Genomic DNA, 23,005 nt, shown 5'->3' on the forward strand with positions numbered 1-23,005 from the left:
ATCCACCGAAGTGGACGGGGTATCAACTTCTGGCGTTGATTTTTGGCACGCTGTTGAGTTCTCAAGGAACGGACGCTTCCTTTGTACTCACCCTCAGCAGTAATTACTGGGGCTTTCCTCCGGGCGCTTCCTTCGTTTCCAACTCTACCAGATCATTTCCGCGCCCTGCTTCTCGGAAGTCGCAGTCGGCGTGATTTGAATTCGGTGGCCGTTGGGGGCCTGTGCCTTTCGGCGCTCCACCACGTTAGCGCTTTTCCCATGGGGCTCATAATCGGGCCGTCGGATTCGAATTCGGGCATGCCGAAATCGTCCCCGCCAGGGGTAAGTCGTAGGGAGTGGATTTCGCCGCTCCGGGAGTCTGCGAACGCAGGGCCCGTTCAAGCGGCTCGGGCTACGTTAGGCGTGCGCCGGGGTCGAGTCAAGTTCGGCGGCGGCGTGGCGCGTGGGCGCGGTAGGGGCTGACCGTCGGGTCGTGGGTGATCCAGAAGCGGTACGGGTGGTCCGCACCGGCTCCGCCCACTCCTGTACGGGGTCCGCTGCTCACCAGGTCGGGTGTGGTGGGCGTGCCGGTGAGCAGGGACAGCGGGGAGTCGGGGCCGTCGCAGAGGTCGGTGCCGTCCAGGGACCGGTCGATGTCGAGGGCCGTGGCCAGGCGGGCCGGGCCTTTGGCGAGTTCTCGGTCGTTCCTGGCGGAAAGTCGACGTTTGCGGGCCAGGTCGGCGCCCAAGGTGATCTCGCCGGCCCGGACAAGAACACCGCTCGCGTGGTCGCGCGGACCGCACACCAGGTTGAGGCTGAACCACATGCCGTAGATGAAGTAGACGTACGCGTGTCCGGGCGGCCCGAACATCGACGCGTTGCGCCGGGTGCGGCCGCGGTAGGCATGGGAGCCGGGGTCGGCTTCGCCCTCGTACGCCTCCACTTCCGTGATGCGCAGTTCGAGGGGGCCGTCGGGTGTCCGCCGGACCAGGGTGCGGCCGAGCAGGTCGGGGGCCACGGTGAGGACCGGGCGGTCGAAGAAGGACCGGGGCAGGGGCGTACGGTCGGGTCGCGCGCTCATCCGGTCGAGCGTACTGGAGGTCGCGCGCTTGCAACCGGGGCCTAGGGTTCCGCGTTTGTAGGGGTAATCGCCCGAGGGCCGGGGTCATTGCCGGAGCCCTCACATCACAGAGCTTCAAAGGGGAGTCAGAGCATGGGGTTCAGGAAGCTGTTCGCGGCGCTGGGTGCCGGTGGTGCCTCGGTGGACACCGTCATCACCGAGCCGAACGTCGTCCCGGGCGGCATCGTCCAGGGCGAGGTCCGCATCCAGGGCGGTTCGGTCGAGCAGCAGATCGAGGGGTTGTCGGTCGGGCTCCAGGCACGGGTGGAGGTGGAGGGCGGTGACCAGGAGCACAAGCAGGACATCGTCTTCGCGAAGCAGCGGCTGGGCGGTGCGTTCCAGGTCCAGCCGGGTGCGCTGCACGTGGTGCCGTTCGGGCTGGAGATCCCGTGGGAGACGCCGATCACCCACTTCGAGGGTCAGCACCTGCGGGGGATGAACATCGGGGTGAGCACGGAGCTGGAGATCGCGCGCGCGGTGGACGCGGGCGACCTGGACCCGATCAACGTGCACCCGGTGCCGGCTCAGCAGGCGATCTTGGACGCGTTCCGCCGGCTCGGGTTCTCGTTCCGCTCGGCGGACATGGAGCGCGGGCACATCCGGGGGACGCGGCAGACGCTGCCCTTCTACCAGGAGATCGAATTCCTGCCGCCGTCGCAGTACCGGGGGCTGAACCAGGTGGAGCTGACGTTCGTCTCGGACGGGCGCGAGATGGACGTCGTCCTGGAGATGGACAAGAAGCCCGGCCTCTTCTCCGAGGGCAGCGACACCTACCGCTGCTTCCAGGTGGGTCTGCAGTCGTACGAGGGGACCGACTGGGCGGCGTACCTGAACCAGTGGATCGCCTCCGTGGGTTCGCAGCGCAACTGGTTCTGAGGGTTGTCTACGCTCGGGGACGGTACTGGTAAGCGATCAGGAGGTTCAGCAGTGGCCGAGCAGAGCAGGGCGCCTCTTCCGCACGACTTCCACCCGGAGGTGCACGCCTTCTCCGTGGTCAGTGACGACCTGGCTCCCGGCGCGGAGCTGGGGGAGGCCCAGGTCCAGTCGGCCGGGAACCGTTCGCCGCACCTGCGGTGGGAGGGGTTCCCGGAGGGGACGAAGAGCTTCGCCGTGACGTGCTTCGACCCGGACGCCCCGACGGGCAGCGGGTTCTGGCACTGGGTGCTCTTCGACATCCCGGCCTCGGTGACCGAATTGCCGGCCGGGGCGGGCGGCGGGAAGTTCGAGGGGCTGCCGGCCGGGGCGGTCCACGTGCGCAACGACTACGGGACGAAGGACTTCGGCGGGGCCGCCCCGCCGCCCGGGGAGCGGCACCGGTACGTGTTCACCGTGTACGCGGTGGACCAGGAGAAGCTCGGGCCCGGTCCGGACGTCTCGCCGGCCGTCGTCGGGTTCAACCTGAGGTTCCACACGCTGGGCCGTGCGCAGCTGATCGGTGAGTACGGGGCTCCGGCGAGCTGATCGTTTCCCGAGCGTTTGCCCGGTCCTGGTCTAAAGACGGCCAGGACCGGGCATTTTTATTTCGTTGTCCCGCGTGGCGCGCGCGGCCAGAGTGGTTCCGGGCCTTGCCGCCAGGGAGGTCGCGGGCCTGCACACGGGAGGTGGGCGAGATGCGGGACACGCTGGTGCTGAACGCGAGCTTCGAGCCGCTGTCGACGGTGACGTTGAACCGGGCTGTGGTGCTGGTGCTCCAGGACAAGGCCGTGGTCGAACAGTCGCATCCCGAGCTGCGGGTCCGGGCGGCGACCATGGAGCTCCCGTTGCCGCGGGTGATCAGGCTCTGCCGGTACGTCCGGGTGCCCTTCCGAAGACATGCTCCCTGGTCGCGGCGCGGGGTGCTGGCCCGCGACCAGCACCGGTGCGCGTACTGCGGGAAGCGGGCGACGACGGTGGACCACGTGCTGCCGCGGGCCCAGGGGGGCGGGGACACCTGGCTGAACACGGTGGCCTCCTGCGCGGAGGACAACCACCGCAAGGCGGCCCGTACTCCGGAGGAGGCGGGGATGCCGCTGCTCCGCAAGCCGTTCGTACCGTCCCCGGCGGACGCGATGCTGCTCGCCATGGGTTCGGGCGGCCGCGAGGTGCTGCCGGAGTGGCTGGCGCGTACCGCCTAGCCGTCCGTCGACGTATGCGAGTGCGCTGGGCTGCGTAGGTTCGCTACGCAGTTCAGCGGAGCAGCAGTTGCACGATGGCGATGATGCCGACTGCCACGATGACGGCGCGGAGCACGGTCGGGGGCAGTCGGCGGCCCACCTTGGCGCCGATCTGGCCGCCGAGGGTGGAGCCGACGGCGATGAGGGCCACGGCCGTCCAGTCGAAGTCGGCGACGAAGAGGAAGAAGACGGCCGCGATGCCGTTGACGAGGGCGGCGAGGACGTTCTTGACGGCGTTGATCCGTTGCAGGTCGTCGTGGAGCAGCAGCCCCATCAGGCCCAGGTAGAGCACGCCTTGGGCGGCGCCGAAATAGCCGCCGTACGCACTGGCGAGCAGCATTCCGGTCAGCAGGACGGGGCCGCCGTCGGGGTGCCCGGTAGCGCCGCCCGCGGCTTCCTGGCGGGCGCGCAGGGCGGCGGCCAGGCGGGGCTGGAGGACGACGAGGACGAGGGCCAGTCCGATGAGGACGGGCACGATCGTGTTGAAGGAGGCCGACGGCAGGGTGAGGAGCAGGACCGCGCCGCCGAGTCCGCCGACGAGGCACACGGCGCCGAGCCGCAGGATGCGGGCGCGCTGGCCCGCGAGTTCCTTGCGGTAGCCGATGGCGCCGCTGATCGAGCCGGGCACGAGGCCGAGGGTGTTGGACACGTTGGCGGTGACCGGCGGGAGTCCTGTGGCGAGCAGGACGGGGAAGGTGATCAGGGTGCCGGAGCCGACGATGGTGTTGATGGTGCCGGCTCCGACACCTGCGGCGAAGACCGCGAGTGATTCCCAGATGGACATGGACATTGCCATCCCCTTCGCATGAGTGAGTCGCCTCCCCGCCGTGAAGGTCGGGGGGCCTCACTGATCATGCAGGAGGTGGCCGGCGGTCAGTCGATGGGGGGCTGTTCGCGCCGGTCCGCGGCGGCCTTGTCGGCCGCACCGGCGCCGTCCTTGCCGTTGCCCGCCGGGTTGAAGCCGGATCCGCCGCCCATGGGGCCGAAGTTGCCCATGGCCCCGGAGAGGCCCTTGAGGGCGTCGCCGATCTCGCTGGGCACGATCCAGAGCTTGTTGGCGTCGCCTTCGGCGATCTTCGGGAGCATCTGGAGGTACTGGTAGGCGAGGAGCTTCTGGTCGGCGTCGCCGGCATGGATCGACTCGAAGACCGTACGGATGGCCTGGGCCTCGCCCTCGGCGCGCAGGGCGGCCGCCTTGGCGTCACCTTCCGCGCGCAGGATGGAGGACTGCTTCTCACCTTCGGCGCGCAGGATTTCGGACTGCCGGACACCTTCGGCCTGGAGGATCGCGGCGCGCTTGTCGCGGTCGGCGCGCATCTGCTTCTCCATCGAGTCCTGGATGGAGGTCGGCGGCTCGATCGCCTTGAGTTCCACGCGGTTGACGCGGATGCCCCACTTGCCGGTGGCCTCGTCGAGGACGCCGCGCAGGGCGGCGTTGATCTCCTCGCGGGAGGTGAGGGTCCGCTCCAGGTCCATGCCGCCGATGATGTTGCGCAGGGTGGTGACGGTGAGCTGCTCGATGGCCTGGATGTAGCTGGCGACTTCGTACGTCGCGGCCCGCGCGTCGGTCACCTGGTAGTAGATGACGGTGTCGATGTTGACGACCAGGTTGTCCTGGGTGATGACGGGCTGCGGGGGGAAGGGGACGACCTGTTCGCGGAGGTCGATCCGGTTGCGGATCGAGTCGATGAACGGGACGACGATGTTCAGGCCCGCGTTGAGGGTGCGGGTGTAGCGGCCGAACCGCTCGACGATGGCGGCGCTGGCCTGCGGGATCACCTGGATCGTCTTGACCAGTGCGATGAAGACCAGAACCACCAGAATGATCAGGACGATGATGATCGGTTGCATGCGGTTCCCCGTGCCCTTCCGGCTGTCTGTGCTGCCCCGTTGATCGGAGTCTCGCAGACCCTGGGCCCGCGAGTCGGGTGGTTCTCACATGACGACCGCGGTCGCTCCGTCGATCTCCACCACGTCGACGGACTCGCCCGGTTCGAAACTGGTGTCCGAATCGAGGGTGCGCGCGGACCAGATCTCGCCGGCGAGCTTGATGCGGCCGCCGCCGGCGTCGACGCGTTCGAGGACGACGGCGCTCCGGCCCTTCAACGCGTCGATGCCGCTGCGGTGCTGGGGGCGTTGGTCGCGGTGCCGGTTGGCGAGGGGGCGGACGACGGCGATGAGCGCGACCGACACGATCACGAACACCAGGACTTGGGCCACCGCTCCCCCGCCGAGCGCGGCCGTCACGGCGGCGAGGGTGGCGCCGACGGCGAACATGCCGAACTCGGGCATGGCGGTGAGGACCAGGGGGATGCCCAGTCCGACCGCGCCGACGAGCCACCACACCCATGCGTCGATGTTGGTCACCTGGTCATGGTAGATCCGGCGGGCGCGGTCGGGACAGGGCGCGTACGGGCTGCTGCCGGGTCGACGGCCGACGGGGGCTAGCGGAGCGGGAGGCCCTGGGCGGTCCAGCGGTCGCTGTCGTTGCGCTCCACGACGAGCGGGAGGCCGAAGCACAGCGAGAGGTTGCGGGAGGTGAGTTCCAGGTCGATGGGACCGGCGGTGACGACCTTGCCCTGGCGGATCATCAGGACGTGCGTGAAGCCGGGGGCGATCTCCTCGACGTGGTGCGTGACCATGATCATGGAGGGGGCGAGCGGGTCGCGGGCGAGACGGCCGAGACGCCGTACGAGGTCCTCGCGGCCGCCGAGGTCGAGCCCGGCGGCGGGCTCGTCGAGGAGCAGCAGCTCGGGGTCGGTCATCAGGGCGCGGGCGATCAGGGTGCGCTTGCGTTCGCCCTCGGAGAGGGTGCCGAACTTCCGGTCGAGGTAGTCCGTCATGCCGAGGCGGTCGAGGAACGCGCGGGCGCGCTGCTCGTCGATGTCCTCGTACTCCTCCTGCCAGGTCGCCGTCATGCCGTAGGCGGCGGTGAGGACGGTCTCCAGGACGGTCTGCCGCTTGGGGAGCTTGTCGGCCATCGCGATGCCGGCGACTCCGATGCGGGGGCGCAGGTCGAAGACGTTGACCTTGCCGAGGGTGCTGCCGAGGATGGCGGCCTCGCCCGTGGTGGGGTAGAGGTAGCTGGAGGCGACATTGAGCAGGGTGGTCTTCCCGGCGCCGTTGGGGCCGAGGATCACCCAGCGCTCCCCCTCCTTCACCGACCAGGAGACCTGGTCCACCAGCGCCCGGCCCTCGCGGACCACGGATACGTCCACCAGCTCCAGAACATCGCTCATGAGCGTGTTGTCTCCCCTTGCAGTCTCGGTTCGTCTGTGCACCGGTAGGCGCAGCCCCAGGGGAAAACCTACGCCACTGGCGGAGGGGTCCGGGCGCCAGGCCGGTCCCCCGGCCCGATCCGTAAAGTGGGGGGATGCTTTTCGAACCACGTTCAGGGCGGCTGGCCGCCTGGGGGAACGCGCTGCTGGCCGGTCTGGTCTCGCCCGACGAGGCCGTGCTGTCGATCGTGGGTGAGGACGCCGTGCACCGGGTGGCGGAGCTGCCCGGGGAGTCGGGGCCGGTGGGGCTCACGCTGGCGCTGGGCCGGATGCGGGCGCTGGGGGTGACCGGGTTGCGGGTGGCGCTGCCGGCGCCGGGGCATCCGCTGGGGCTCAGCGGGCCGCCGGAGTTCAACGCGCGGGCGCTGGAGTCCGGGGAGGCGGTGGTCGCGGTGGGGGCGGCGCTGGGTCTGGTGCCGGAGGTGACGGAGGCGGGGCCGGCGGGGGACCTGCACGTGGAGGTGGTCTGGCACTGCCTGCCGGTACGGGAGGCCCCGCCGGCGGACGTGCCGTCGCTCGGTGAGGCGGAGCGGGAGCTGGCGGAGGCGCTGCGCGAGGCGACGGTGGTGCTGACCCGGCTGGACGTGGCGGGGTCGGGACCGGTGGCGGAGGCGGCGCTGTCGGCGTACCGGGCGCGGGCGGAGGCCGGTGCGGAGCTGCTGGCGCCGGGGTATCCGGCGCGGGCGGTGCGGGTGCTGTCGCTGGCGCAGCGGGTGGACCTGATGGTGTCGCTGGCGTACGAGAACGGGCACGGGGGTGCGGTGGCCGCCTCGGAGATGGCGGCGCGGGCCGAGGCCTTGCGGCCCGTGGAGCGGGTGGCGCGGCGGGCGCTGGTCGCGGCGTACAACGCGGCGGTGGAGGAGCGGGAGCGGGGCTGACCGGTCCTGCCGGGGACTGGGGCCGGTCCCGCCGGGGATGGGTGTGGGCGGCGTGCGGCGCCGCCCCGCGGAGCGGCCCCGGCTGCGCCGGGCTTTCCGGGGCTCCGCCCCGGACCGCCCGCCTCAGACACCGGTGGGGCTGGTTTTGCCCACGGAGCGGCCCCGCTTCCGGGGAGAAGGGGAAGCGGGGCCGGTGGAGCGGGGGGGTCAGGCGTTGATGCCCGTGTTGCCGAAGGCGGGGTTCAGCAGGCCGATCACGTTGACCGAGTTGCCGACCACGTTGACGGGGACGTCCACCGGGGCCTGGACCAGGTTCCCCGAGGCCACGCCCGGCGAGTTCTGGGCCTCGCCCAGCGCCGCCGCACCGCCGTGCGCCGAGGAGACACCGGCGCCGGCGGCGAGGAGGCCGCCCGCGATCATGGTGACGGCAGTGGCCTTCTTGAAGTTCTTCACGTTCTTCTTTCCTCCAGTACGTCAACCGCGGCCAGCCGCCGCGGCATGCATGGAGAACGGCCGCACCCCCGCCGGGATACGCCATGTGGGCTACATACACCCGACCGTATGAATCTCATACCGGAAGTGAAACCGGCCTCAGGCGTCGACGATCCCGTGCCTGACCGCCCACAGGGCGGCCTGCGTGCGGTCGGAGAGGTCCAGTTTCATCAGGATGTTCGAGACGTGCGTCTTGACGGTCTTCTCGGACAGGACCAGCGCGCGGGCGATCTCCCGGTTCGCCCGGCCGTCCGCGATGAGGGAGAGGACCTCCCGTTCCCGGTCGGTCAGCGCGCCCGCGCGCGGTGATGAGGAGGGCTGGTCCTCTTGGGCCAGCAGCGCCTCCGCGACCTCCGGCTGGAGCAGGACGTGGCCCGCGTGGACGGAGCGGATGGCTCCGGCCAGGGCGTCGGGGTCGATGTCCTTGTAGACGTATCCCGCGGCCCCGGCCCGCAGGGCGGGGACCACCGTCCGCTGTTCCGTGAAGCTGGTGACGACCAGGACCCGCGCCGGGTTCGCCAGGTCGCGCAGCCGCCGCAGGGCCTCGATGCCGTCGGTGCCCGGCATCTTGACGTCCATCAGGATCACGTCGGGGCGCAGTTCCCCGGCGCGGGCGATGCCCTCCTCGCCGTCCGCGGCCTCGCCGACGACCTCGATGTCCTCCTGGACCTCCAGGAAGGTGCGCAGGCCGCGCCGGACCACCTGGTGGTCGTCGACGAGCAGGACGCGGATGGGCGTGTCAGCCACCGGGGACCTCCATCTCGATCGTGGTGCCCGCTCCGGGCTCCGAGCGGACTTCGAGCCGGCCCCCCACGCCGCCGGCCCGGTCCCGCATGGAGACGAGGCCGAGGTGGCGGCCGGCGGTGCGGACCGCCTGGGGCGAGAAGCCGCGGCCGTCGTCGCGTACGGACAGCAGCGCGCCGGTGGCGTGCCGGGTCAAAGTGACCTCGACGCGGTCGGCGTCCGAGTGGCGCAGGGCGTTGTGGAGGGCCTCCTGGGCGACGCGCAGGAGGGCTTCCTCCTGGGTCGCGGGGAGGGCCCGTATCCCGTCGCAGGCGAAGGTGACGTGGGCGGTGTGGGCGCGGTCGAGGACGCGGACGTGGTCGCGCAGGGTCGCGACGAGCCCGTCCTCGTCCAGGGCGGCGGGCCGGAGCTCGGTCACGGCGGCGCGCAGTTCGTCGGCGGCCTCGGCCGCGAGGGCGGCGACCTGCTGGAGTTCGCCCTTGGCCCGGGCGGGGTCGCGGTCCACGAGGGCGGCGGCGGCCTGGGCGGTCAGGCGCAGGGAGAACAGCTTCTGGCTGACTGCGTCGTGCAGCTCGTGGGCCAGCCGGGAGCGCTCCTCGGCGATGGTGAGCTCGCGGCTGCGTTCGTACAGGCGGGCGTTGGTGAGGGCGATCGCGGCGTGCTGGGCGAGGAGGGAGAGGAGGTCCTCGTCCTCGTCGGTGAATCCGCGGCCGCCGGGCCGGTCGGCCCGCTCCCGTTTGTTGGTGAGGAAGAGCGCGCCGAGGGTCTCCTCGCCGTCCCTGATGGGCATGCCGAGGAAGTCGGACATGTCGGGGTGGGCGGCGGGCCAGCCGCCGAAGCGCGGGTCCTGGCGTACGTCGGTGAGCCGCTCGGGGCCCTCGTCGTGGAGCATCGCGGCGAGGATGCCGTGCTGGCGGGGCAGCGGGCCGATCCTGCGCCACTGTTCCTCGCCGATGCCGTCCACGACGAACTGGGCGAAGCCGCCGTGGTCGTCGGGGACGCCCAGGGCCGCGTATTCGGCGTCCAGGAGCTCGCGTGCGGAGACGACGATCGTCCGCAGGACGTCGTGGACCTCCAGGCGGCGGCTCATGGCCAGCAGTGCGGTGCTGACGGCGGCCAGTCCGGTGCAGGGTCCGTTGGCGTGCATGGGCTCACCGTACCGGCGGCCCTGACCTGCGGGATCGGTCCCGGGGCGTAGGCCGCGGGGACCGGGCCGGGCGGTCCGCGGCCGTCCGGGGCGCCGCATACGTGGCGAGGGCCGGGGTACGGGGGCTCCGACGGCCGTGCGGCGGGCCGGGTCCGCCTCCGGGACCAGGGGCGGGACCTTCGCCTGCCACCTGAGGATGAGGCCGCTCACCGAATGCATTGCAACGGCAACGCACGGTGAGACCGTAACGTGCCCGATGTGAGCCCGGGCATAGGACGCAGGTCACTTACGAAGCCGCGTAGTACCTGCGTAAAGGCGCTGTCAGCACTGCTGCGCCTAGTGGCGATCCCGCGGATCCGGCCTCGTCGGACAGTGGTGATCCACTAAGCGGGATCGTACGTCACACCTTTGCCATGCCATTTTGCCGCCGCTAAGAATGTCGACGTCGCACAGCGCCGCGATCCCCGGATCCGCGGCGCTTTCCTGCGGCCCCCGCTATTCGAAGAGGTTGCTCACGCATGTCCGAGACCAGCACCCCCGGCCACAGTCTTCGTCTGACCAAGGCCCACAAGCTTTCCTTCGCCGGCATCGCCGCCCTCGGCACCGCCGCCCTCGCCTTCTCCCTCGTCCCGGCCAACGCCGCCGAGCAGAGCGGGACGACGGTCGCCCTCGCCCCGGTGGCGTGGACGAAGGTCGTGGACGGTGCCCAGACGAAGACCGTGCAGGCGCACCTCGGCACGCAGCTCGCCATCGCCGACAAGAACGCCAAGGCCAAGGCCGACGCCGAGGCCGCCGCGAAGAAGGCGCGCGAGCAGAAGGCCGCCGCCAGCCGTTCCGCGGTCCGCACCCCCGTCTACGCGGACAACCTGGACGGCTGGATCAAGGAAGCCCTCTCCATCATGAAGCGCGAGGGCATCCCGGGCACCTACGCCGGCATCCACCGCAACATCATGCGCGAGTCCAGCGGCAACCCGCGGGCGATCAACAACTGGGACATCAACGCCCAGAACGGCATCCCCTCCAAGGGGCTCCTCCAGGTCATCCAGCCGACCTTCGCCGCCTATCACGTCAAGGGCACGAAGTTCGACCTGTACGACCCGGTCGCGAACATCGTCGCCGCCTGCAACTACGCGGCCGACCGCTACGGCTCGATGGACAACGTCAACAGCGCCTACTAGGCCCTCTTGGCGGCAGAGCAGCCCCCCATGCGCCTCAGGGCGGCCCCCGGTGATCCGGGTGCCGCCCTGAGGCGTTCGCGCAGCGTGCTGCGCGGGTCGTGCTACTTGCGCATGACCTCGGGCTCGTGGCGGCGCAGCAGGCGGGCCACCGCGAAGCCGCAGGCGACGCCGAGGGCCAGCAGGACGAAGATGTCCAGGAACCACTGGCCGGCGCTCGGGTCCCACAGGGGGTCGGTGTTGGTGGGGTTCTCCGGGTCCCACGGCGCCATCAGCTTGCCCAGGTTGAGCGTGGTGCCGGCGGCGCCGACGGCCCAGCGCGACGGCATCAGATAGGCGAACTGCTCCAGGCCGATCTTGTCGTACAGCTGGAAGAGGATGCCGGTGAAGACGACCTGGATGATCGCGAACATGACCAGCAGCGGCATGGTCTTCTCGGCGGTCTTCACCAGCGAGGAGATCACCAGGCCGAACATCATGGCGGTGAAGCCGAGCGCGGTGACCGCGATGCAGAGCTCGACGGCGGGGGGCATGAACAGGCCCTCGGCCGGCAGCTTGCGGGGAGTGAAGCCGATGGCGCAGATGATCACGCCCTGGATGGCCGTGATGACACCGAGGACGATGACCTTCGACATCAGGTACGCCGACCGGGACAGGCCCGTCGCGCGTTCCCGCTCGTAGATGACCCGTTCCTTGATCAGTTCACGCACCGAGTTCGCCGCGCCCGAGAAGCACATGCCGACGCAGAGGATCAGCATGATCGTGCCCGCGTCACCGTTGAAGCGGCTCGGCGGGGTCGGCGGGGCGAGGCCGAACTTCGCCGGGATCACGATGGAGACCACACCCAGGACCGCGGGCAGGAGCACCATCAGGGCCAGGAAGCCCTTGTCCGAGACGATCACCGACACGTAGCGGCGGATCAGGGTCCACAGCTGCGATCCCCAGGCCTGCGGCTTCGGCGGGTTCATCTGCTGCTGTGAGGGCATCGCGACCGACTGCGGGGCCACCGCGTCGATGTCGGCGGCGTACAGCTGGTAGTGCTGCGAGCCCTTCCAGCGGCCGGCCCAGTCGTAGTCGCGGAAGTTCTCGAAGGCGGAGAACACGTCGGCCCAGGTGGAGTAGCCGAAGAAGTTCAGCGCCTCGGCCGGCGGACCGAAGTACGCGACCGAACCGCCCGGGGCCATCACCAGCAGCTTGTCGCAGATGGACAGCTCGGCGACGGAGTGGGTGACGACGAGGACCGTGCGGCCGTCGTCGGCGAGGCCGCGCAGGAGCTGCATGACGTCGCGGTCCATGCCCGGGTCGAGGCCGGAGGTGGGCTCGTCGAGGAAGATCAGGGAGGGCTTGGTGAGCAGCTCCAGGGCGACGGACACGCGCTTGCGCTGACCGCCCGAGAGCGAGGTGATCTTCTTGTCCTTGTGGATGTCGAGCTTGAGCTCGCGCAGCACCTCGTCGATGCGGGCCGCGCGCTCGGACTCGGCGGTGTCGCCGGGGAAGCGGAGCTTGGCCGCGTACTTGAGGGCGGTACTGACCTTGAGTTCCTTGTGCAGGATGTCGTCCTGCGGGACCAGGCCGATGCGCTGGCGGAGCTCCGCGAACTGCTTGTACAGGTTGCGGTTGTCGTAGAGGACGTCACCCTGGTTGGCGGGCCGGTACCCGGTCAGCGCCTTGAGCAGGGTCGACTTTCCGGAGCCGGAGGGGCCGATGACGCCGATCAGCGACTTCTCCGGGACGCCGAAGGTGACGTCCTTGAGGATCTGCTTGCCGCCGTCGACGGTGACGGTGAGGTGGCGGGCCGAGAAGGAGACCTCGCCGGTGTCGACGAACTCCTCCAGCCGGTCCCCGACGATCCGGAACGTGGAGTGGCCGACGCCGACGATGTCGTTCGGGCCGAGCAGCGCGGTGCCGGACTTGGGCAGCGGCTGGCCGTTGACGTAGGTGCCGTTGTGGCTGCCGAGGTCGTGGATCTCGAAGCGGCCGCCGGTGGAGCGGAACTCCGCGTGGTGGCGCGAGACCTGGAGGTCGGAGACGACGAGCTCGTTCTCCAGGGCGCGGCCGATGCGCATGACGCGGCCGACGGCGATCTGGTGGAACGTCGTCGGACTGCGGTCGCCGTATCCGGGGGCCGCGCCCTGCGCGGGCCGGCCGCCGCCCTGCTGCTGCTGCTGCGGAAAGTGCGGCTGCGCCTGCTGCTGCGGGAAGTGCGGCTGCGCCTGCTGCTGCCAGGCCTGCTGCGGCTGCGGCTGGGGCGGGGCCTCGTACGCAGGGGCCTGGCCCTGGTACGCGGGCGCCGCCGCGGCCGCCGCGACGGCGGCGCTCGGATTCAGCCTCGGGCCGTCCGTGGCGTTGCCGAGGTGGACCGGCGTACCGGGCACGAGTTCGGTCTGCTGGACCCGAGTCCCGTGCACATAGGTGCCGTTGGTGCTTCCGTGGTCCTCCAGGCCCCAACCACGGCCGTTCCAGGTGATGGTGGCGTGCCGCCACGACACCCGGGCGTCATCGATCACCATGTCTCCCTGGGGGTCGCGCCCCAGCGAGTACGACCTGGACGGATCGAGCGTCCAGGTCCTGCCATTCAATTCCAGTACGAGTTCCGGCACTCCAGCCCCACTTAAGTCCCCCGAGAATCCCCCTGGCGTCAGGGAGTCCGACGTCAGGGAGTCTAGGGATGGCGAACATCCGGGGGAACTATTTCAGGCCCGGGCCCACATGTGGAATCGAGGCCTTGCCGGACGTTCGCGTAGGGGCGCAGACCCGGTCGAAAGCCCCCCGGAGGACACCGTGCGGAAGGCTGCGCCGGGAGACTCCGCCACCACGCCGGGACGGCGCGCGGGGGAACGCACGGGGAACGTCGTGACCGCTGGGTGGGACGGGGGTCCTGGTGTGGAGGCGGCCAAGATACGGTGAGAGGACCATGAGCGCTTCGCAGACCTCCGAGGTCCCCACCCTCCTCGTCAAGATCTTCGGCAAGGACCGTCCCGGGATCACCGCCGGGCTGTTCGACACCCTCGCCGCCTACTCCGTCGACGTGGTCGACATCGAGCAGGTCGTCACCCGCGGCCGCATCGTCCTGTGCGCCCTCGTCACCATGCCCGTCGGCGGCACCGAGGGCGAGCTGCGGGCCACGGTCCACAGCTGGGCCGAGTCGCTCAAGATGCAGGCCGAGATCCTGTCGGGCACGGGTGACAACCGGCCGCGCGGCAGCGGCCGCTCGCACGTGACCGTGCTGGGACACCCGCTGACCGCCGAGTCGACGGCGGCCATAGCGGCCAGGATCACCGGGACGGGCGGCAACATCGACCGCATCTTCCGCCTGGCGAAGTATCCGGTGACGGCCGTCGAATTCGCCGTGTCCGGCGCGGAGACGGAGCCGCTGCGGACCGCGCTGGCGACCGCCGCGGCCCGGATCGGCGTCGATGTGGCCGTGGTCTCGGCGGGGCTGCACCGCCGGGCGCAGCGCCTGGTCGTGATGGACGTGGACTCGACACTGATCCAGGACGAGGTCATCGAGCTGTTCGCGGCGCACGCCGGCTGTGAGGCCGAGGTCGCCGAAGTCACCGAGCGGGCGATGCGCGGGGAGCTCGACTTCGAGCAGTCGCTGCACGCCCGGGTCGCGCTCCTCGCCGGGCTGGACGCCTCCGTCGTGGACAAGGTGCGCTCGGAGGTGCGGCTCACCCCGGGTGCCCGGACCTTGATCCGGACGCTCAAGATGCTGGGCTACCAGGTCGGGGTGGTCTCGGGCGGGTTCACGCAGGTCACGGACGACCTGCGGGAGCGGCTGGGCCTGGACTTCGCCTCGGCGAACACGCTGGAGATCGTGGACGGGCAGCTGACCGGGCGGGTCACGGGCGAGATCGTGGACCGGGCGGGCAAGGCCCGGCTGCTGCGCCGCTTCGCGGCGGAGGCGGGTGTGCCGCTGGCCCAGACCGTCGCCATCGGAGACGGCGCCAATGACCTGGACATGCTGAACGCGGCCGGGCTGGGCGTGGCCTTCAACGCCAAGCCGGTGGTCCGCGAGGCCGCGCACACGGCGGTGAACGTGCCGTTCCTGGACGCGGTGCTGTACCTGCTGGGGATCACGCGCGAGGAAGTGGAAGCCGCCGATCTGGCCTGACGGCCCCGCCGCTTCACCCCACGCCATTCCATACCGCGCGGTCTGCTGACAACAGGTGCCCGGCCGGACGTTCCGGCCGGGCACCTCTGCGTGTCAACCGCTTCCGAGTCCTCTCCGAGCCGCTCTCGACCGGCCTTCTAGCGAGCGGTTCTCGAGCCGCCTTCGCTAGAAAAGCGGTATCCGGCCGTGTCGTCCAAGGAGAGCCCAAATGACTCGAAGCGTACTCATCACAGGGGGGTCGGGCGGTATCGGCCGATCCTGCGTGGAGAGATTCGCCCGCGAAGAAGACTGGACGGTCTGGTTCACCTACCGTCATGGGCGGGAGCGGGCGGAGGAACTGGTACAGGAGCTGGCCCTGACCGGACGGGCCAAGGTGGAGGCCTTCCCGTTCGCCCAGGGCGACTGGGAGGAGCACGAGCGGCTGCTGGACCGGCTGCCCGGCCCCGTCGACGTCCTGGTGAACAACGCGGCCGTCGGCTCCAAGACCATCGAGCAGCACACCGACGGCCCCCGGCACACCAAGGCGTCGGCCTTCTTCCAGATCAACGCGGTGGGCCCGCTGTGGCTCGTCGACGGTCTGCTCCCGGGCATGCTGGAGCGCGGTTTCGGCAAGATCGTCAACATCTCCAGCGTGGGCGGCGGGATCTTCCAGTTCCCGGGCTTCCACCCCGCCGACGGGATGAGCAAGGCCGCCCTGACCTACCTCACCCGTCACCTCGCCGCCGAGCTGGCGCACGACCCGGTCGACGTCTTCGCCCTCTGCCCGGGGGTGGTCGAGACCAACATGTTCCAGGCCAGCACCCTGGACCGGCTGACGCCCGAAGAACGCGGCGCGCTCACCGCGCAGCTGCCCGGCTCGCGCATGATCCGTCCCGAGGAGATAGCGGAGTTCGTGTGGTGGCTGGCCAGTGACCACTCCGCAGCCCTGCACGGCGCGGTCATCGACGCCTCCATGGGCCTCGGCGTCAACCCCGGGCTGCTGACCGCCGCCGGCATCGACAGCGGGAGGGCCTGATGGTCTCCCGCCAGGCCGCCCGGCTCCTCGCCGACACCCCCGCCATCGCCGAGGCGCACTTCCGCGCCGAGGCCGAACCGTACGACGCCCTGCTGCGCCCCGACGGCTACCTCAACCTGGGCACCGCCGAGAACCGCCTCCTGTGGGACCTGCTCGACGACCGGCTGGCCGCGCTGCCCCCCATGCGGGAGGCGACCGCCCGCTACGCGCCGCTGCACGGCACGGAGGTACTGCGCGAGCGGGTCGCCGCCCTGCTGTCCAAGGCCTTCGGTACGGCGCCGGCCGCGCGGGACCTGGTGGTGATCAGCGGCGCGACCGGGGCGCTGGACGCGATCGCGTCCGTCCTGTGCGATCCGGGCGAGGCGATCGTGGTGCCCGCCCCCTACTACGGCGCCTTCGACACCGATCTCGGCGGCCGCTCCGGGGCCCGGATCCTGCCCGCGCCGCTCTCTCCCGCCGACGGCTTCCGACTGAGCGCCGAGGCCGTCGACCGGGCGCTGTGCGAGGCCCGGTCGGCCGGTACGACGGTCCGCGCCGTGGCCCTCTCCTCCCCCTCCAACCCCGTCGGCGAGGTGCATCCGCCGCAGGTGCTGGCCGAGCTGCTGCGGGTGGTCCGCGCGCACGACGTGGACCTGATCTCCGACGAGATCTACGCGCACGCCGTCTTCGGCGACCGCGAGTTCACCAGCGCCGCCGATCCGGCGGTGAACCCGCACTGGGCCGGGCGCACCCACGTCGTCTGGGGTTTCGCCAAGGACTTCGGGCTGCCCGGGCTGAAGACCGGCGTCCTGCACACCCGCGATCCGAAGGTCCTGGCCGCCGCCCGCGCGATGGCCTACTTCGCGCCCGTCTCCACCGCGACCCAGGAGACGCTGGCCGCCCTGCTGGCCGACGAGGAGTGGACGGCCGGCTTCCTCGAAGCGGGCCGGGAGCGGCTCGCCGCCTCGTACGGCCACCTCGTCGCCCTGCTGGAGGCGCACGGCATCCCGTACGCGGCCGCCGAGGCCGGCTTTTCCGTCTGGCTGGACCTGCGCCGGTGGCTGCCCGGCACCGGCTTCGACGCCGAGGAGCGGCTGTGGCGGGAGCTGTTCGGCTCCGCGAGGGTCAGCATCCTGCCGGGCGGGGCGTTCCGTTCGCCGGAGCCGGGCTGGTTCCGGCTGTGCCACACCGTCGACGCGCCGCTGGTCGCCGAGGCGGTCCGGCGGATCGCCGCACACCTCGCCGCCCCGCCCGCCGCCCCGCAGACCGTCGCGAGCGGAGGCCGCTCATGAGCGCCGCACCGGGACCGCTGGACCGCTGGTACGAGACCGCGGGCGTACGCGGCGGGGTGCGGCGGATCTTCCACGCCGAGGCCGAGCAGGGGCGGGTCTTCTTCCCCGACGCGCTGGTGCCCCACCTGTCCCATCCGGAGGTCAAGGCGCTGGCCCCGGAGCGGATCCGGGAGGTCTCCGTACGGCACCTGTACCAGTTCCTGCACTCCACGACGCACCTGGAGACCCGGGTGGTCAACGGGGCGGCCGAGCCCGTGGCCAACGGCATCTCGGGGCTGCACTTCCCCACCGCACTGCGGATGGACGCCTTCAAGGTCTACTGCGACGAGGGCTACCACGCCCTCTACAGCCTCGACCTGGCCGACCAGGTCGCCGCCGTCACCGGCATCCCGGTCCCGGAGGTCGACTACGGCGGCTTCGTCACCGCCCTCCAGGACAGCGGGCGGCGGCTGCTGCCCCACGACCCGGTGCTGGCGGGCCAGTTGCAGGCGGTGGTGTTCGAGACGCTGATCACGGCGGTGCTCAACGAGGTGCCGCAGGACCCGACCGTGGTGAGCACCGTCCGCGAACTGATGCGGGACCACGCCAAGGACGAGGGCCGCCACCACCGCTTCTTCTCGGCGTTCTTCCTCGAACTGTGGGCGCGGCTCGACCCGGGCCGGCGGATCGCGGCGGCGCGGGCCCTGCCGGCCATGATCCGGGCGGCGCTCGACTGGGACCTGGAGCCGGTCCGGGTGTCGCTGCGGCTGGCGGGCCTCGACGGGGACCGCGTCGAGGCCGTCCTGGCGGACAGCTACGGCGGTGACGCGGGCGCGGACCGCATCCAGACCATCTCCCGCTCGACGCTGCGGCTGTGCGCCCAGGTCGACGCGTTCGACCTGCCGGGCGTCACCGAGGCGTTCGCGGCGTACGGACTGCGCGCGCCGGAGGACTCCGATGTCTGAGGGAACGCCGGAGCCCGGGCCCGTGACCTACTCCGGCTACCTGCGGCTGCCCGAACTGCTTTCGCTCCAGGTTCCGCTGGCCGACGGGGTGCACGACGAGCGGCTGTTCATCACCGTCCACCAGGTGCAGGAACTGTGGTTCGGCCAGCTGCTCGCCGAACTGGCCGACGCCCGCGAGCGGATGCTCGACGGAGACGCCCGCACGGCCCGGGTCCGGCTCGTGCGGTGCGTGGCGATCACCCGGGTCCTGATCGCGGGGATCCGTCCGCTGCGCGGCATGCCGCCCCGCGAGTTCCACGCCTTCCGGGGCGTGCTGGGCAGCAGCAGCGGCGCCCAGTCCGCGCAGTACATCGAGATCGCCGCGCTGTGCGGCGCCGACTGGGTGCACGGCGCGTACGGGGCCCGGGCCGTCGCGGGGCTGAGCGGGCCGGAACAGGAGCGGCTGCGCGAGCGGCTGGCGCAGGCCACGGTGTGGGACGCGTTCCTGGCGCTCCTGGGCAAGGCGGGTTTCGCGGTGGCGGACGAGGAGGGCCGGCGGGCGGCGTACGAACGGCTGGCGGCGCCCGGGGCGGACGGGGATCCCGCGCAGTTCGCGGAGCTGGCCGAGCTGGCCGAGGCGCTGGTGGACCTGGACGAGGTCTGGACCGAGTGGCGGGCCTGCCACGCGCTGCTCGTGGAGCGCCAGATCGGCGCGGGCCCCGGGTCGGGCGGCAGCACCGGCGTCGCCCACCTGCGGGCGGCGGTGCACCGGCGGTTCTACCCGGAGCTGTGGCAGGCGCGGGACGCGGCACTGCCGGGGGCGGCGTCCGGGCGCTGAGGGCCGGCCCGTGCGGCCCGGCCACGAAGGGCCGGGCCGCCGCTTACGGCGTCGGGGTATCAGTGGTCCGACGGGGTCCAGAAGTCGAGCAGGGTGCCGACGCCGTGCTCCAGGGACTTCCAGGTGCCGGTGAACGAGACGACGGCGAGGGCGGAGGTCGGGAAGCCGCTGCGGCCCATCCGCTGGAGCGCGTCATCCTGGGCCGTGCCGGACAGGGCGTCGGCGAGGGCGTGCATCCCGGGGTTGTGGCCGATGACAAGGAGGTCGGCCACCTCGTCGGAGGTCTCGTTCAGCAGGGCGATGAGCTCGCCCAGCGAGGCGTCGTAGAGCCGCTCCTCGTACGCGGTCCGCGGCCGGTGCGGCAGCTCCTGGACGGCGAGCTTCCAGGTCTCGCGGGTCCGGGCGGCGGTCGAGCAGAGGGCCAGGTCGAAGCCGATGCCCGTCTTGGCGAGCTTGCGGCCGGCGGCGGGGGCGTCGTGCCTGCCGCGATCCGCCAGCGGGCGTTCGTGGTCCGGGCCGTCCGACCATTCGGCCTTGGCGTGCCGGAGGAGGACGATCCTGCGGGGTGTGTCGGCGCTCATGGATCCCAGCTTCGCATGAAACGAGCCATGGGGCGCGGGGTGTTGAGGGGTTCGCGGCCGGGGCACGGCGCTTGCCTGCGCCCCCCGCACGCCCCGGCGTACGCCGGTCAGCCGACCGCGCGCAGCAGCTGTGCGGTGACGTGGAGCAGCGAGGGGCCTTCCCCGCCCGCCGCGTGCGCCTCACCGGATCCGGCCAGGAGCAGCAGCAGGAGGCAGAAGGCGAGCGCGGGCAGCGCCAGCGCCCACCAGTGCAGCCGGGCGCTGGCCCCCGTACCGGGTCCGAGGGGGCGCCGGCGGGTGCCGGACGGGGTGTGCGTGGGGGCCGACATGGCCGCCTCCGTGGGTGTGCGGGTGGGACTGGCTCGCGGTGTCGAATCTATTGATCCGGCGCCGCGGCTCCCATCCGGGGCACACCCCAGTTCACCCTGAGCCTGCCCCCCTAGGGGTAGGGGGGCTGTCCCCACCTTCCACCGCCCCGGGGGTGGTGGGGGTCAGGGGGAGGCGATCGTGGCGATGACGGCGATGACGACGGTCACGACGAGCATGGCGCCGAGCACGAGGCCGAGCTTGCGGTGGCCGTGCTGGGGGTTCGGTTCGAGTACGGGCGACATGCCGCTCAGTCTCCCATGCCGCATTCGTCCTCGATCGTGCGGTCCCGTCCGGCGAGCACGCCGAGCACGATCTGGGGGACCAGCAGCCCGGCCATCAGGGCCAGGGGCAGGTCCCAGCCGCCGCTGTGCTGGTAGAGCGCGCCGATGAGCAGCGGGCCGGGGATGGAGATCAGGTAGCCGGCGCTCTGGGCGAAGGCGGACAGCTTGACGACTCCGGCCGGCGACTTGGCCCGCAGCCCGATCATGGTGATCACGAGCGGGAAGGCGCAGTTGGACACGCCGAGCATGAGCGCCCAGGCCCACGCCCCGGCGGCCGGGGCGAACCAGAGGCCCGCGTATCCGAGGAAGCCGAAGAGGCCGAGGGTGACGGCGATGGGACCCTGGTGGCGCATCCGCCCGGCGAGGCGGGGGATGACGAAGGCGAGCGGGACGCCCATGAACATGGTGACGGCGAGCAGTACGCCGGCCGTGGACGCCGAGACGCCGGCGTCGCGGAAGATCTGCGCGAGCCAGCCCATGGTGACGTAGGCGCCGGTGGCCTGGAGGCCGAAGTAGCAGGCCAACGCCCAGGCGGTACGGCTGCGCACGACGCGCGGGCCGGTATCGGCGCCGGTCCCGGCAGGGGCGGCGGCCCGGGCGGCCCGGCGGCTCGCGACGGCGATGGGCAGCCAGGGCAGGACTGCGGCCACGGCGAGGACGGCCCAGACCAGCAGTCCGGTGCGCCAGCTGCCGCCGAGTGCGGAGGTGAGCGGGACGGTCGCGGCGGCGGCCAGGGAGGTGCCGGCGGCCAGGGCCATGGAGTACAGGCCGGTCATGGCGGCGACGCGGTCCGGGAACCAGCGCTTGATGATCACCGGGAGCAACACGTTGGTCAGGGCTATGCCGGCCAGCGACAGGGCGCTGGCCGCGAGGAACCCGGCGGCGTTGGTCGCGAAGGGCCGGATCAGCAGGCCCGCGGCGACGGCGGCCATGCCGGCGCAGACCACGGCGGCCGGTCCGAAGCGGCGGGAGAGGCGGGGGGCGGTGACGCCGAAGACCGCGAAGCAGAGGGCGGGAACCGAGGTGACGAGGCCGGCGACGGTGCCGCTCATGCCGAGACCGGTACGGGTCTCCTCGAAGAGGGCGCCGAGGCTGGTGATGGCGGGCCGCAGGTTGAGGGCGGCGATCACGATGCCGACGATGAGCACGGGTCCGAGCCACGTCGGCTCGGGGGTGGCGGAGGCGGCGAGGGGCTGCGGGGGCGCCGAGCGGGTGGCTCCGGGCCGGTTCATGGTCTGGACATCATCCTCGGACATTGGTCCATCATAGAATCATGGGATGATTGGTTGTCCAGCCCCGCCCTCCCACGCTTCTCCCGCGTGCCCCGAGAGGACCCCGACCGCATGCCGCTGACCTCGCCCCGGCGATCCGCGCTCGTCGACCAGGTGATCGCCCAGCTCAGGAACCAGATCACCTCGGGTGAGTGGCCGGTGGGCGCCCGGATCCCCACCGAGCCCGAACTGGTCGAGCTGCTGGGCGTCGCCCGCAACACGCTGCGGGAGGCCGTCCGGGCCCTCGCCCACAACGGCCTGCTCGACATCCGTCAGGGCTCGGGCACCTACGTACTGGCCACCAGCGAGCTGGCCGGGGTGATGCACCGGCGCTTCGCCGCGGCGGACCCCCGGCACATCGCGGAGCTGCGCTCGACGCTGGAGTCCTCGGCGGCCCGGCTGGCGGCCCAGCGCCGCACCGAGCGGGACCTCGCCCAGCTGGACGCGCTGCTGGCCCGGCGCGAGGAGGCCTGGCGCAGCGGGGACGCGGAACTGTTCGTCGCGGCGGACGTCAGCCTGCACATGGCGGTGGTGACGGCCTCGCACAACGAGGTGCTGGTCGGCCTGTACGCGGACCTCGGCGACCTGGTGGCCGACTGGCTGCGGGCGGACGTCGGCCCGCAACTGAGTCCGCAGACGCACCTGGACCACGGCCGGCTGGTCGAGGCGATCCGGCGCGGGGACGCGGACACGGCCGCCTCGGAGGCGGCGGGCTACCCGTTCGCCTGCCTGCGCGAGCGGTAGCCGTCGGCTCAGCCGCGCTCGTGGCTCACCCACGCCGAGCGGACCTCCTTCCAGCACCGGCCGCTGAGCTCGACCCGGCCGGCCGGTCCCACGGCGACGGCCGCGCCGTCCCCGTCGACGTCCCACCACCGGTCGCACTCCACGTGCAGCCGCACCAGGTCGGTCCGCGGGAAGCTGTTGTGGCAGTACGCCGTCACCTGCGAGGCCTCGATCACGGTGTCGCAGTCGGCACCGAACAGCTCCCGGCCGAGCGGCTCGGACGGAACGGGAGGCTCGGCGGGGATCTCGGCCAGGTCCACGACGGCCACGTCCGCGGAGCCGAGGGGTCCCGCGGCCGGGGCCCCCGGCGCGGGCTCGCCGCTCGCGGGCTGTGCGACGGCCCCCGGCATCAGGAGGGCGGCCAGGGCCACCGGGGTGACCAGCAGTGACACCGCTCGGCTCGGCCTCGCGCCCACGCCCGTACCTCCTCCCCGAAGGACCCGGGAAGATCCCGGCCCGGTCAGTTTGCAGGCACATGTCCCGGTTTTCGACTCGGGAAGATCCGGTCAGACGACGAACGTCCGGTCGAGCGCCCCCGCGCGGCCGTGCCCCCGTGGCCGAAACGGCGGTGGCCGCGCCTCCCCGGAGGGAAG

Annotated in this window: 26 protein-coding genes; 12 read left to right on the top strand and 14 right to left on the bottom strand. The window is 71.7% G+C overall.

All coding sequences use genetic code 11. From position 1 onward, the window contains the following. Positions 1-194, top strand: a 194-nt coding sequence (locus ACWGH1_RS33650) for a hypothetical protein (RefSeq protein WP_453354887.1), incomplete at its 5' end; no start/stop codon positions are given. Between the two features lie 224 nt (positions 195-418). Here the strand turns inward: ACWGH1_RS33650 and ACWGH1_RS33655 are convergent. Continuing rightward, positions 419-1,060: a DNA-3-methyladenine glycosylase gene (locus tag ACWGH1_RS33655; RefSeq protein WP_453354888.1), complete on the bottom strand. Its 642-nt coding sequence runs from the start codon at positions 1,058-1,060 to the stop codon at positions 419-421. A 132-nt stretch (positions 1,061-1,192) separates the two neighbouring features. Between ACWGH1_RS33655 and ACWGH1_RS33660 the strand changes: the two genes are divergently transcribed. From ACWGH1_RS33660 to ACWGH1_RS33670, 3 genes are all read left to right on the top strand, one after another. After that, entirely contained in the window at positions 1,193-1,975 is a 783-nt protein-coding gene (locus ACWGH1_RS33660; protein WP_190181891.1) for a sporulation protein, read from the top strand. Positions 1,976-2,026: 51 nt separating this feature from the next. Beyond that, a complete protein-coding gene (locus ACWGH1_RS33665) occupies positions 2,027-2,560 on the top strand; it encodes a YbhB/YbcL family Raf kinase inhibitor-like protein (protein WP_453354889.1) in 534 nt (177 codons plus the stop codon). A 149-nt stretch (positions 2,561-2,709) separates the two neighbouring features. Continuing rightward, positions 2,710-3,213 carry an HNH endonuclease gene (locus tag ACWGH1_RS33670; protein ID WP_453354890.1) on the top strand — a complete coding sequence of 168 codons (504 nt, stop codon included), beginning with the start codon at positions 2,710-2,712 and terminating at the stop codon, positions 3,211-3,213. A gap of 52 nt (positions 3,214-3,265) precedes the next feature. On the opposite strand, the gene ACWGH1_RS33675 is transcribed toward ACWGH1_RS33670, so the two are convergent. The 4 genes from ACWGH1_RS33675 to ACWGH1_RS33690 all read right to left on the bottom strand — a co-directional run bounded on the left by ACWGH1_RS33675 (position 3,266) and on the right by ACWGH1_RS33690 (position 6,491). Then, positions 3,266-4,042, bottom strand: a complete 777-nt coding sequence (locus ACWGH1_RS33675) for a sulfite exporter TauE/SafE family protein (protein WP_453354891.1) — start codon at positions 4,040-4,042, stop codon at positions 3,266-3,268. Between the two features lie 83 nt (positions 4,043-4,125). Next, the gene (locus tag ACWGH1_RS33680) at positions 4,126-5,103 is read right to left on the bottom strand and encodes an SPFH domain-containing protein (RefSeq protein WP_453354892.1); all 978 of its coding nucleotides are present in this window, start codon (positions 5,101-5,103) and stop codon (positions 4,126-4,128) included. 84 nt (positions 5,104-5,187) lie between these two features. Further along, positions 5,188-5,619: an NfeD family protein gene (locus tag ACWGH1_RS33685; RefSeq protein ID WP_453354893.1), complete on the bottom strand. Its 432-nt coding sequence runs from the start codon at positions 5,617-5,619 to the stop codon at positions 5,188-5,190. Positions 5,620-5,696: 77 nt separating this feature from the next. Next, complete coding sequence (locus ACWGH1_RS33690) at positions 5,697-6,491, bottom strand: ABC transporter ATP-binding protein (protein WP_453354894.1); 795 nt, start codon at positions 6,489-6,491, stop codon at positions 5,697-5,699. 134 nt (positions 6,492-6,625) lie between these two features. Here ACWGH1_RS33690 and ACWGH1_RS33695 point away from each other — a divergent pair, with 134 nt between their 5' ends. Continuing rightward, positions 6,626-7,408, top strand: coding sequence for a hypothetical protein (locus ACWGH1_RS33695; RefSeq protein ID WP_453354895.1), 783 nt, complete (start codon positions 6,626-6,628; stop codon positions 7,406-7,408). A 207-nt stretch (positions 7,409-7,615) separates the two neighbouring features. On the opposite strand, the gene ACWGH1_RS33700 is transcribed toward ACWGH1_RS33695, so the two are convergent. From ACWGH1_RS33700 to ACWGH1_RS33710, 3 genes are all read right to left on the bottom strand, one after another. Further along, complete coding sequence (locus tag ACWGH1_RS33700) at positions 7,616-7,861, bottom strand: chaplin (protein WP_453356754.1); 246 nt, start codon at positions 7,859-7,861, stop codon at positions 7,616-7,618. 138 nt (positions 7,862-7,999) lie between these two features. After that, positions 8,000-8,647: a response regulator gene (locus ACWGH1_RS33705; RefSeq protein WP_453356753.1), complete on the bottom strand. Its 648-nt coding sequence runs from the start codon at positions 8,645-8,647 to the stop codon at positions 8,000-8,002. Beyond that, positions 8,640-9,791: a GAF domain-containing sensor histidine kinase gene (locus tag ACWGH1_RS33710; protein WP_453356752.1), complete on the bottom strand. Its 1,152-nt coding sequence runs from the start codon at positions 9,789-9,791 to the stop codon at positions 8,640-8,642. Before ACWGH1_RS33710 ends, ACWGH1_RS33705 begins: the two co-directional genes overlap by 8 nt. Positions 9,792-10,309: 518 nt before the next feature. On the opposite strand from ACWGH1_RS33710, the gene ACWGH1_RS33715 reads away from it, so the two are divergent. After that, complete coding sequence (locus ACWGH1_RS33715; RefSeq protein WP_453356751.1) at positions 10,310-10,969, top strand: transglycosylase SLT domain-containing protein; 660 nt, start codon at positions 10,310-10,312, stop codon at positions 10,967-10,969. 101 nt (positions 10,970-11,070) lie between these two features. Here the strand turns inward: ACWGH1_RS33715 and ACWGH1_RS33720 are convergent, their stop codons facing one another. Beyond that, positions 11,071-13,566 (bottom strand): FHA domain-containing protein, encoded by a 2,496-nt coding sequence (locus ACWGH1_RS33720; protein WP_453409294.1) that lies wholly within the window; start codon positions 13,564-13,566, stop codon positions 11,071-11,073. Positions 13,567-13,880: 314 nt separating this feature from the next. On the opposite strand from ACWGH1_RS33720, the gene serB reads away from it, so the two are divergent. The 5 genes from serB to ACWGH1_RS33745 all read left to right on the top strand — a co-directional run bounded on the left by serB (position 13,881) and on the right by ACWGH1_RS33745 (position 19,127). Further along, on the top strand, positions 13,881-15,080 hold the full coding sequence (serB, locus tag ACWGH1_RS33725) for a phosphoserine phosphatase SerB (protein WP_453356542.1): 1,200 nt from the start codon (positions 13,881-13,883) through the stop codon (positions 15,078-15,080). A 208-nt stretch (positions 15,081-15,288) separates the two neighbouring features. Then, positions 15,289-16,095: an SDR family NAD(P)-dependent oxidoreductase gene (locus ACWGH1_RS33730; protein ID WP_453354695.1), complete on the top strand. Its 807-nt coding sequence runs from the start codon at positions 15,289-15,291 to the stop codon at positions 16,093-16,095. Beyond that, entirely contained in the window at positions 16,095-17,366 is a 1,272-nt protein-coding gene (locus tag ACWGH1_RS33735; RefSeq protein ID WP_453354694.1) for an aminotransferase class I/II-fold pyridoxal phosphate-dependent enzyme, read from the top strand. Before ACWGH1_RS33730 ends, ACWGH1_RS33735 begins: the two co-directional genes overlap by 1 nt. After that, a complete protein-coding gene (locus ACWGH1_RS33740) occupies positions 17,363-18,310 on the top strand; it encodes a diiron oxygenase (protein ID WP_453354693.1) in 948 nt (315 codons plus the stop codon). Before ACWGH1_RS33735 ends, ACWGH1_RS33740 begins: the two co-directional genes overlap by 4 nt. Next, positions 18,303-19,127 carry a tryptophan 2,3-dioxygenase family protein gene (locus tag ACWGH1_RS33745; RefSeq protein WP_453409295.1) on the top strand — a complete coding sequence of 275 codons (825 nt, stop codon included), beginning with the start codon at positions 18,303-18,305 and terminating at the stop codon, positions 19,125-19,127. Before ACWGH1_RS33740 ends, ACWGH1_RS33745 begins: the two co-directional genes overlap by 8 nt. A 59-nt stretch (positions 19,128-19,186) precedes the next feature. On the opposite strand, the gene ACWGH1_RS33750 is transcribed toward ACWGH1_RS33745, so the two are convergent. The 4 genes from ACWGH1_RS33750 to ACWGH1_RS33765 all read right to left on the bottom strand — a co-directional run bounded on the left by ACWGH1_RS33750 (position 19,187) and on the right by ACWGH1_RS33765 (position 21,614). Further along, entirely contained in the window at positions 19,187-19,708 is a 522-nt protein-coding gene (locus tag ACWGH1_RS33750) for a SixA phosphatase family protein (protein WP_453354691.1), read from the bottom strand. A 107-nt stretch (positions 19,709-19,815) separates the two neighbouring features. Continuing rightward, entirely contained in the window at positions 19,816-20,037 is a 222-nt protein-coding gene (locus tag ACWGH1_RS33755) for a hypothetical protein (protein ID WP_453354690.1), read from the bottom strand. 162 nt (positions 20,038-20,199) lie between these two features. After that, entirely contained in the window at positions 20,200-20,319 is a 120-nt protein-coding gene (locus tag ACWGH1_RS33760) for an SGM_5486 family transporter-associated protein (RefSeq protein WP_453354689.1), read from the bottom strand. 5 nt (positions 20,320-20,324) lie between these two features. After that, complete coding sequence (locus ACWGH1_RS33765) at positions 20,325-21,614, bottom strand: CynX/NimT family MFS transporter (RefSeq protein ID WP_453354688.1); 1,290 nt, start codon at positions 21,612-21,614, stop codon at positions 20,325-20,327. An 87-nt stretch (positions 21,615-21,701) separates the two neighbouring features. Here ACWGH1_RS33765 and ACWGH1_RS33770 point away from each other — a divergent pair, with 87 nt between their 5' ends. Beyond that, positions 21,702-22,373 carry a FadR/GntR family transcriptional regulator gene (locus ACWGH1_RS33770; RefSeq protein WP_453354697.1) on the top strand — a complete coding sequence of 224 codons (672 nt, stop codon included), beginning with the start codon at positions 21,702-21,704 and terminating at the stop codon, positions 22,371-22,373. An 8-nt stretch (positions 22,374-22,381) separates the two neighbouring features. Here ACWGH1_RS33770 and ACWGH1_RS33775 read toward each other — a convergent pair whose 3' ends face one another. After that, on the bottom strand, positions 22,382-22,762 hold the full coding sequence (locus ACWGH1_RS33775) for a hypothetical protein (protein WP_453354696.1): 381 nt from the start codon (positions 22,760-22,762) through the stop codon (positions 22,382-22,384). Positions 22,763-23,005: the final 243 nt, after the last annotated feature.

The sequence above is a fragment of the Streptomyces sp. NPDC054883 genome (assembly GCF_053610645.1).

Bases quoted from the DNA above. Each gene is read 5' to 3' on its own strand.
- ACWGH1_RS33710 (WP_453356752.1), bottom strand. From the start codon at position 9,791: ATGCACGCCAACGGACCCTGCACCGGACTGGCCGCCGTCAGCACCGCA.
- ACWGH1_RS33690 (WP_453354894.1), bottom strand. From the start codon at position 6,491: ATGAGCGATGTTCTGGAGCTGGTGGACGTATCCGTGGTCCGCGAGGGC.
- ACWGH1_RS33660 (WP_190181891.1), top strand. From the start codon at position 1,193: ATGGGGTTCAGGAAGCTGTTCGCGGCGCTGGGTGCCGGTGGTGCCTCG.
- serB (WP_453356542.1), top strand. From the start codon at position 13,881: ATGAGCGCTTCGCAGACCTCCGAGGTCCCCACCCTCCTCGTCAAGATC.
- ACWGH1_RS33655 (WP_453354888.1), bottom strand. From the start codon at position 1,060: ATGAGCGCGCGACCCGACCGTACGCCCCTGCCCCGGTCCTTCTTCGAC.
- ACWGH1_RS33755 (WP_453354690.1), bottom strand. From the start codon at position 20,037: ATGTCGGCCCCCACGCACACCCCGTCCGGCACCCGCCGGCGCCCCCTC.
- ACWGH1_RS33745 (WP_453409295.1), top strand. From the start codon at position 18,303: ATGTCTGAGGGAACGCCGGAGCCCGGGCCCGTGACCTACTCCGGCTAC.
- ACWGH1_RS33765 (WP_453354688.1), bottom strand. From the start codon at position 21,614: ATGTCCGAGGATGATGTCCAGACCATGAACCGGCCCGGAGCCACCCGC.
- ACWGH1_RS33680 (WP_453354892.1), bottom strand. From the start codon at position 5,103: ATGCAACCGATCATCATCGTCCTGATCATTCTGGTGGTTCTGGTCTTC.
- ACWGH1_RS33715 (WP_453356751.1), top strand. From the start codon at position 10,310: ATGTCCGAGACCAGCACCCCCGGCCACAGTCTTCGTCTGACCAAGGCC.
- ACWGH1_RS33740 (WP_453354693.1), top strand. From the start codon at position 17,363: ATGAGCGCCGCACCGGGACCGCTGGACCGCTGGTACGAGACCGCGGGC.
- ACWGH1_RS33775 (WP_453354696.1), bottom strand. From the start codon at position 22,762: ATGCCGGGGGCCGTCGCACAGCCCGCGAGCGGCGAGCCCGCGCCGGGG.
- ACWGH1_RS33735 (WP_453354694.1), top strand. From the start codon at position 16,095: ATGGTCTCCCGCCAGGCCGCCCGGCTCCTCGCCGACACCCCCGCCATC.
- ACWGH1_RS33730 (WP_453354695.1), top strand. From the start codon at position 15,289: ATGACTCGAAGCGTACTCATCACAGGGGGGTCGGGCGGTATCGGCCGA.
- ACWGH1_RS33675 (WP_453354891.1), bottom strand. From the start codon at position 4,042: ATGTCCATGTCCATCTGGGAATCACTCGCGGTCTTCGCCGCAGGTGTC.
- ACWGH1_RS33670 (WP_453354890.1), top strand. From the start codon at position 2,710: ATGCGGGACACGCTGGTGCTGAACGCGAGCTTCGAGCCGCTGTCGACG.
- ACWGH1_RS33750 (WP_453354691.1), bottom strand. From the start codon at position 19,708: ATGAGCGCCGACACACCCCGCAGGATCGTCCTCCTCCGGCACGCCAAG.
- ACWGH1_RS33695 (WP_453354895.1), top strand. From the start codon at position 6,626: ATGCTTTTCGAACCACGTTCAGGGCGGCTGGCCGCCTGGGGGAACGCG.
- ACWGH1_RS33770 (WP_453354697.1), top strand. From the start codon at position 21,702: ATGCCGCTGACCTCGCCCCGGCGATCCGCGCTCGTCGACCAGGTGATC.
- ACWGH1_RS33760 (WP_453354689.1), bottom strand. From the start codon at position 20,319: ATGTCGCCCGTACTCGAACCGAACCCCCAGCACGGCCACCGCAAGCTC.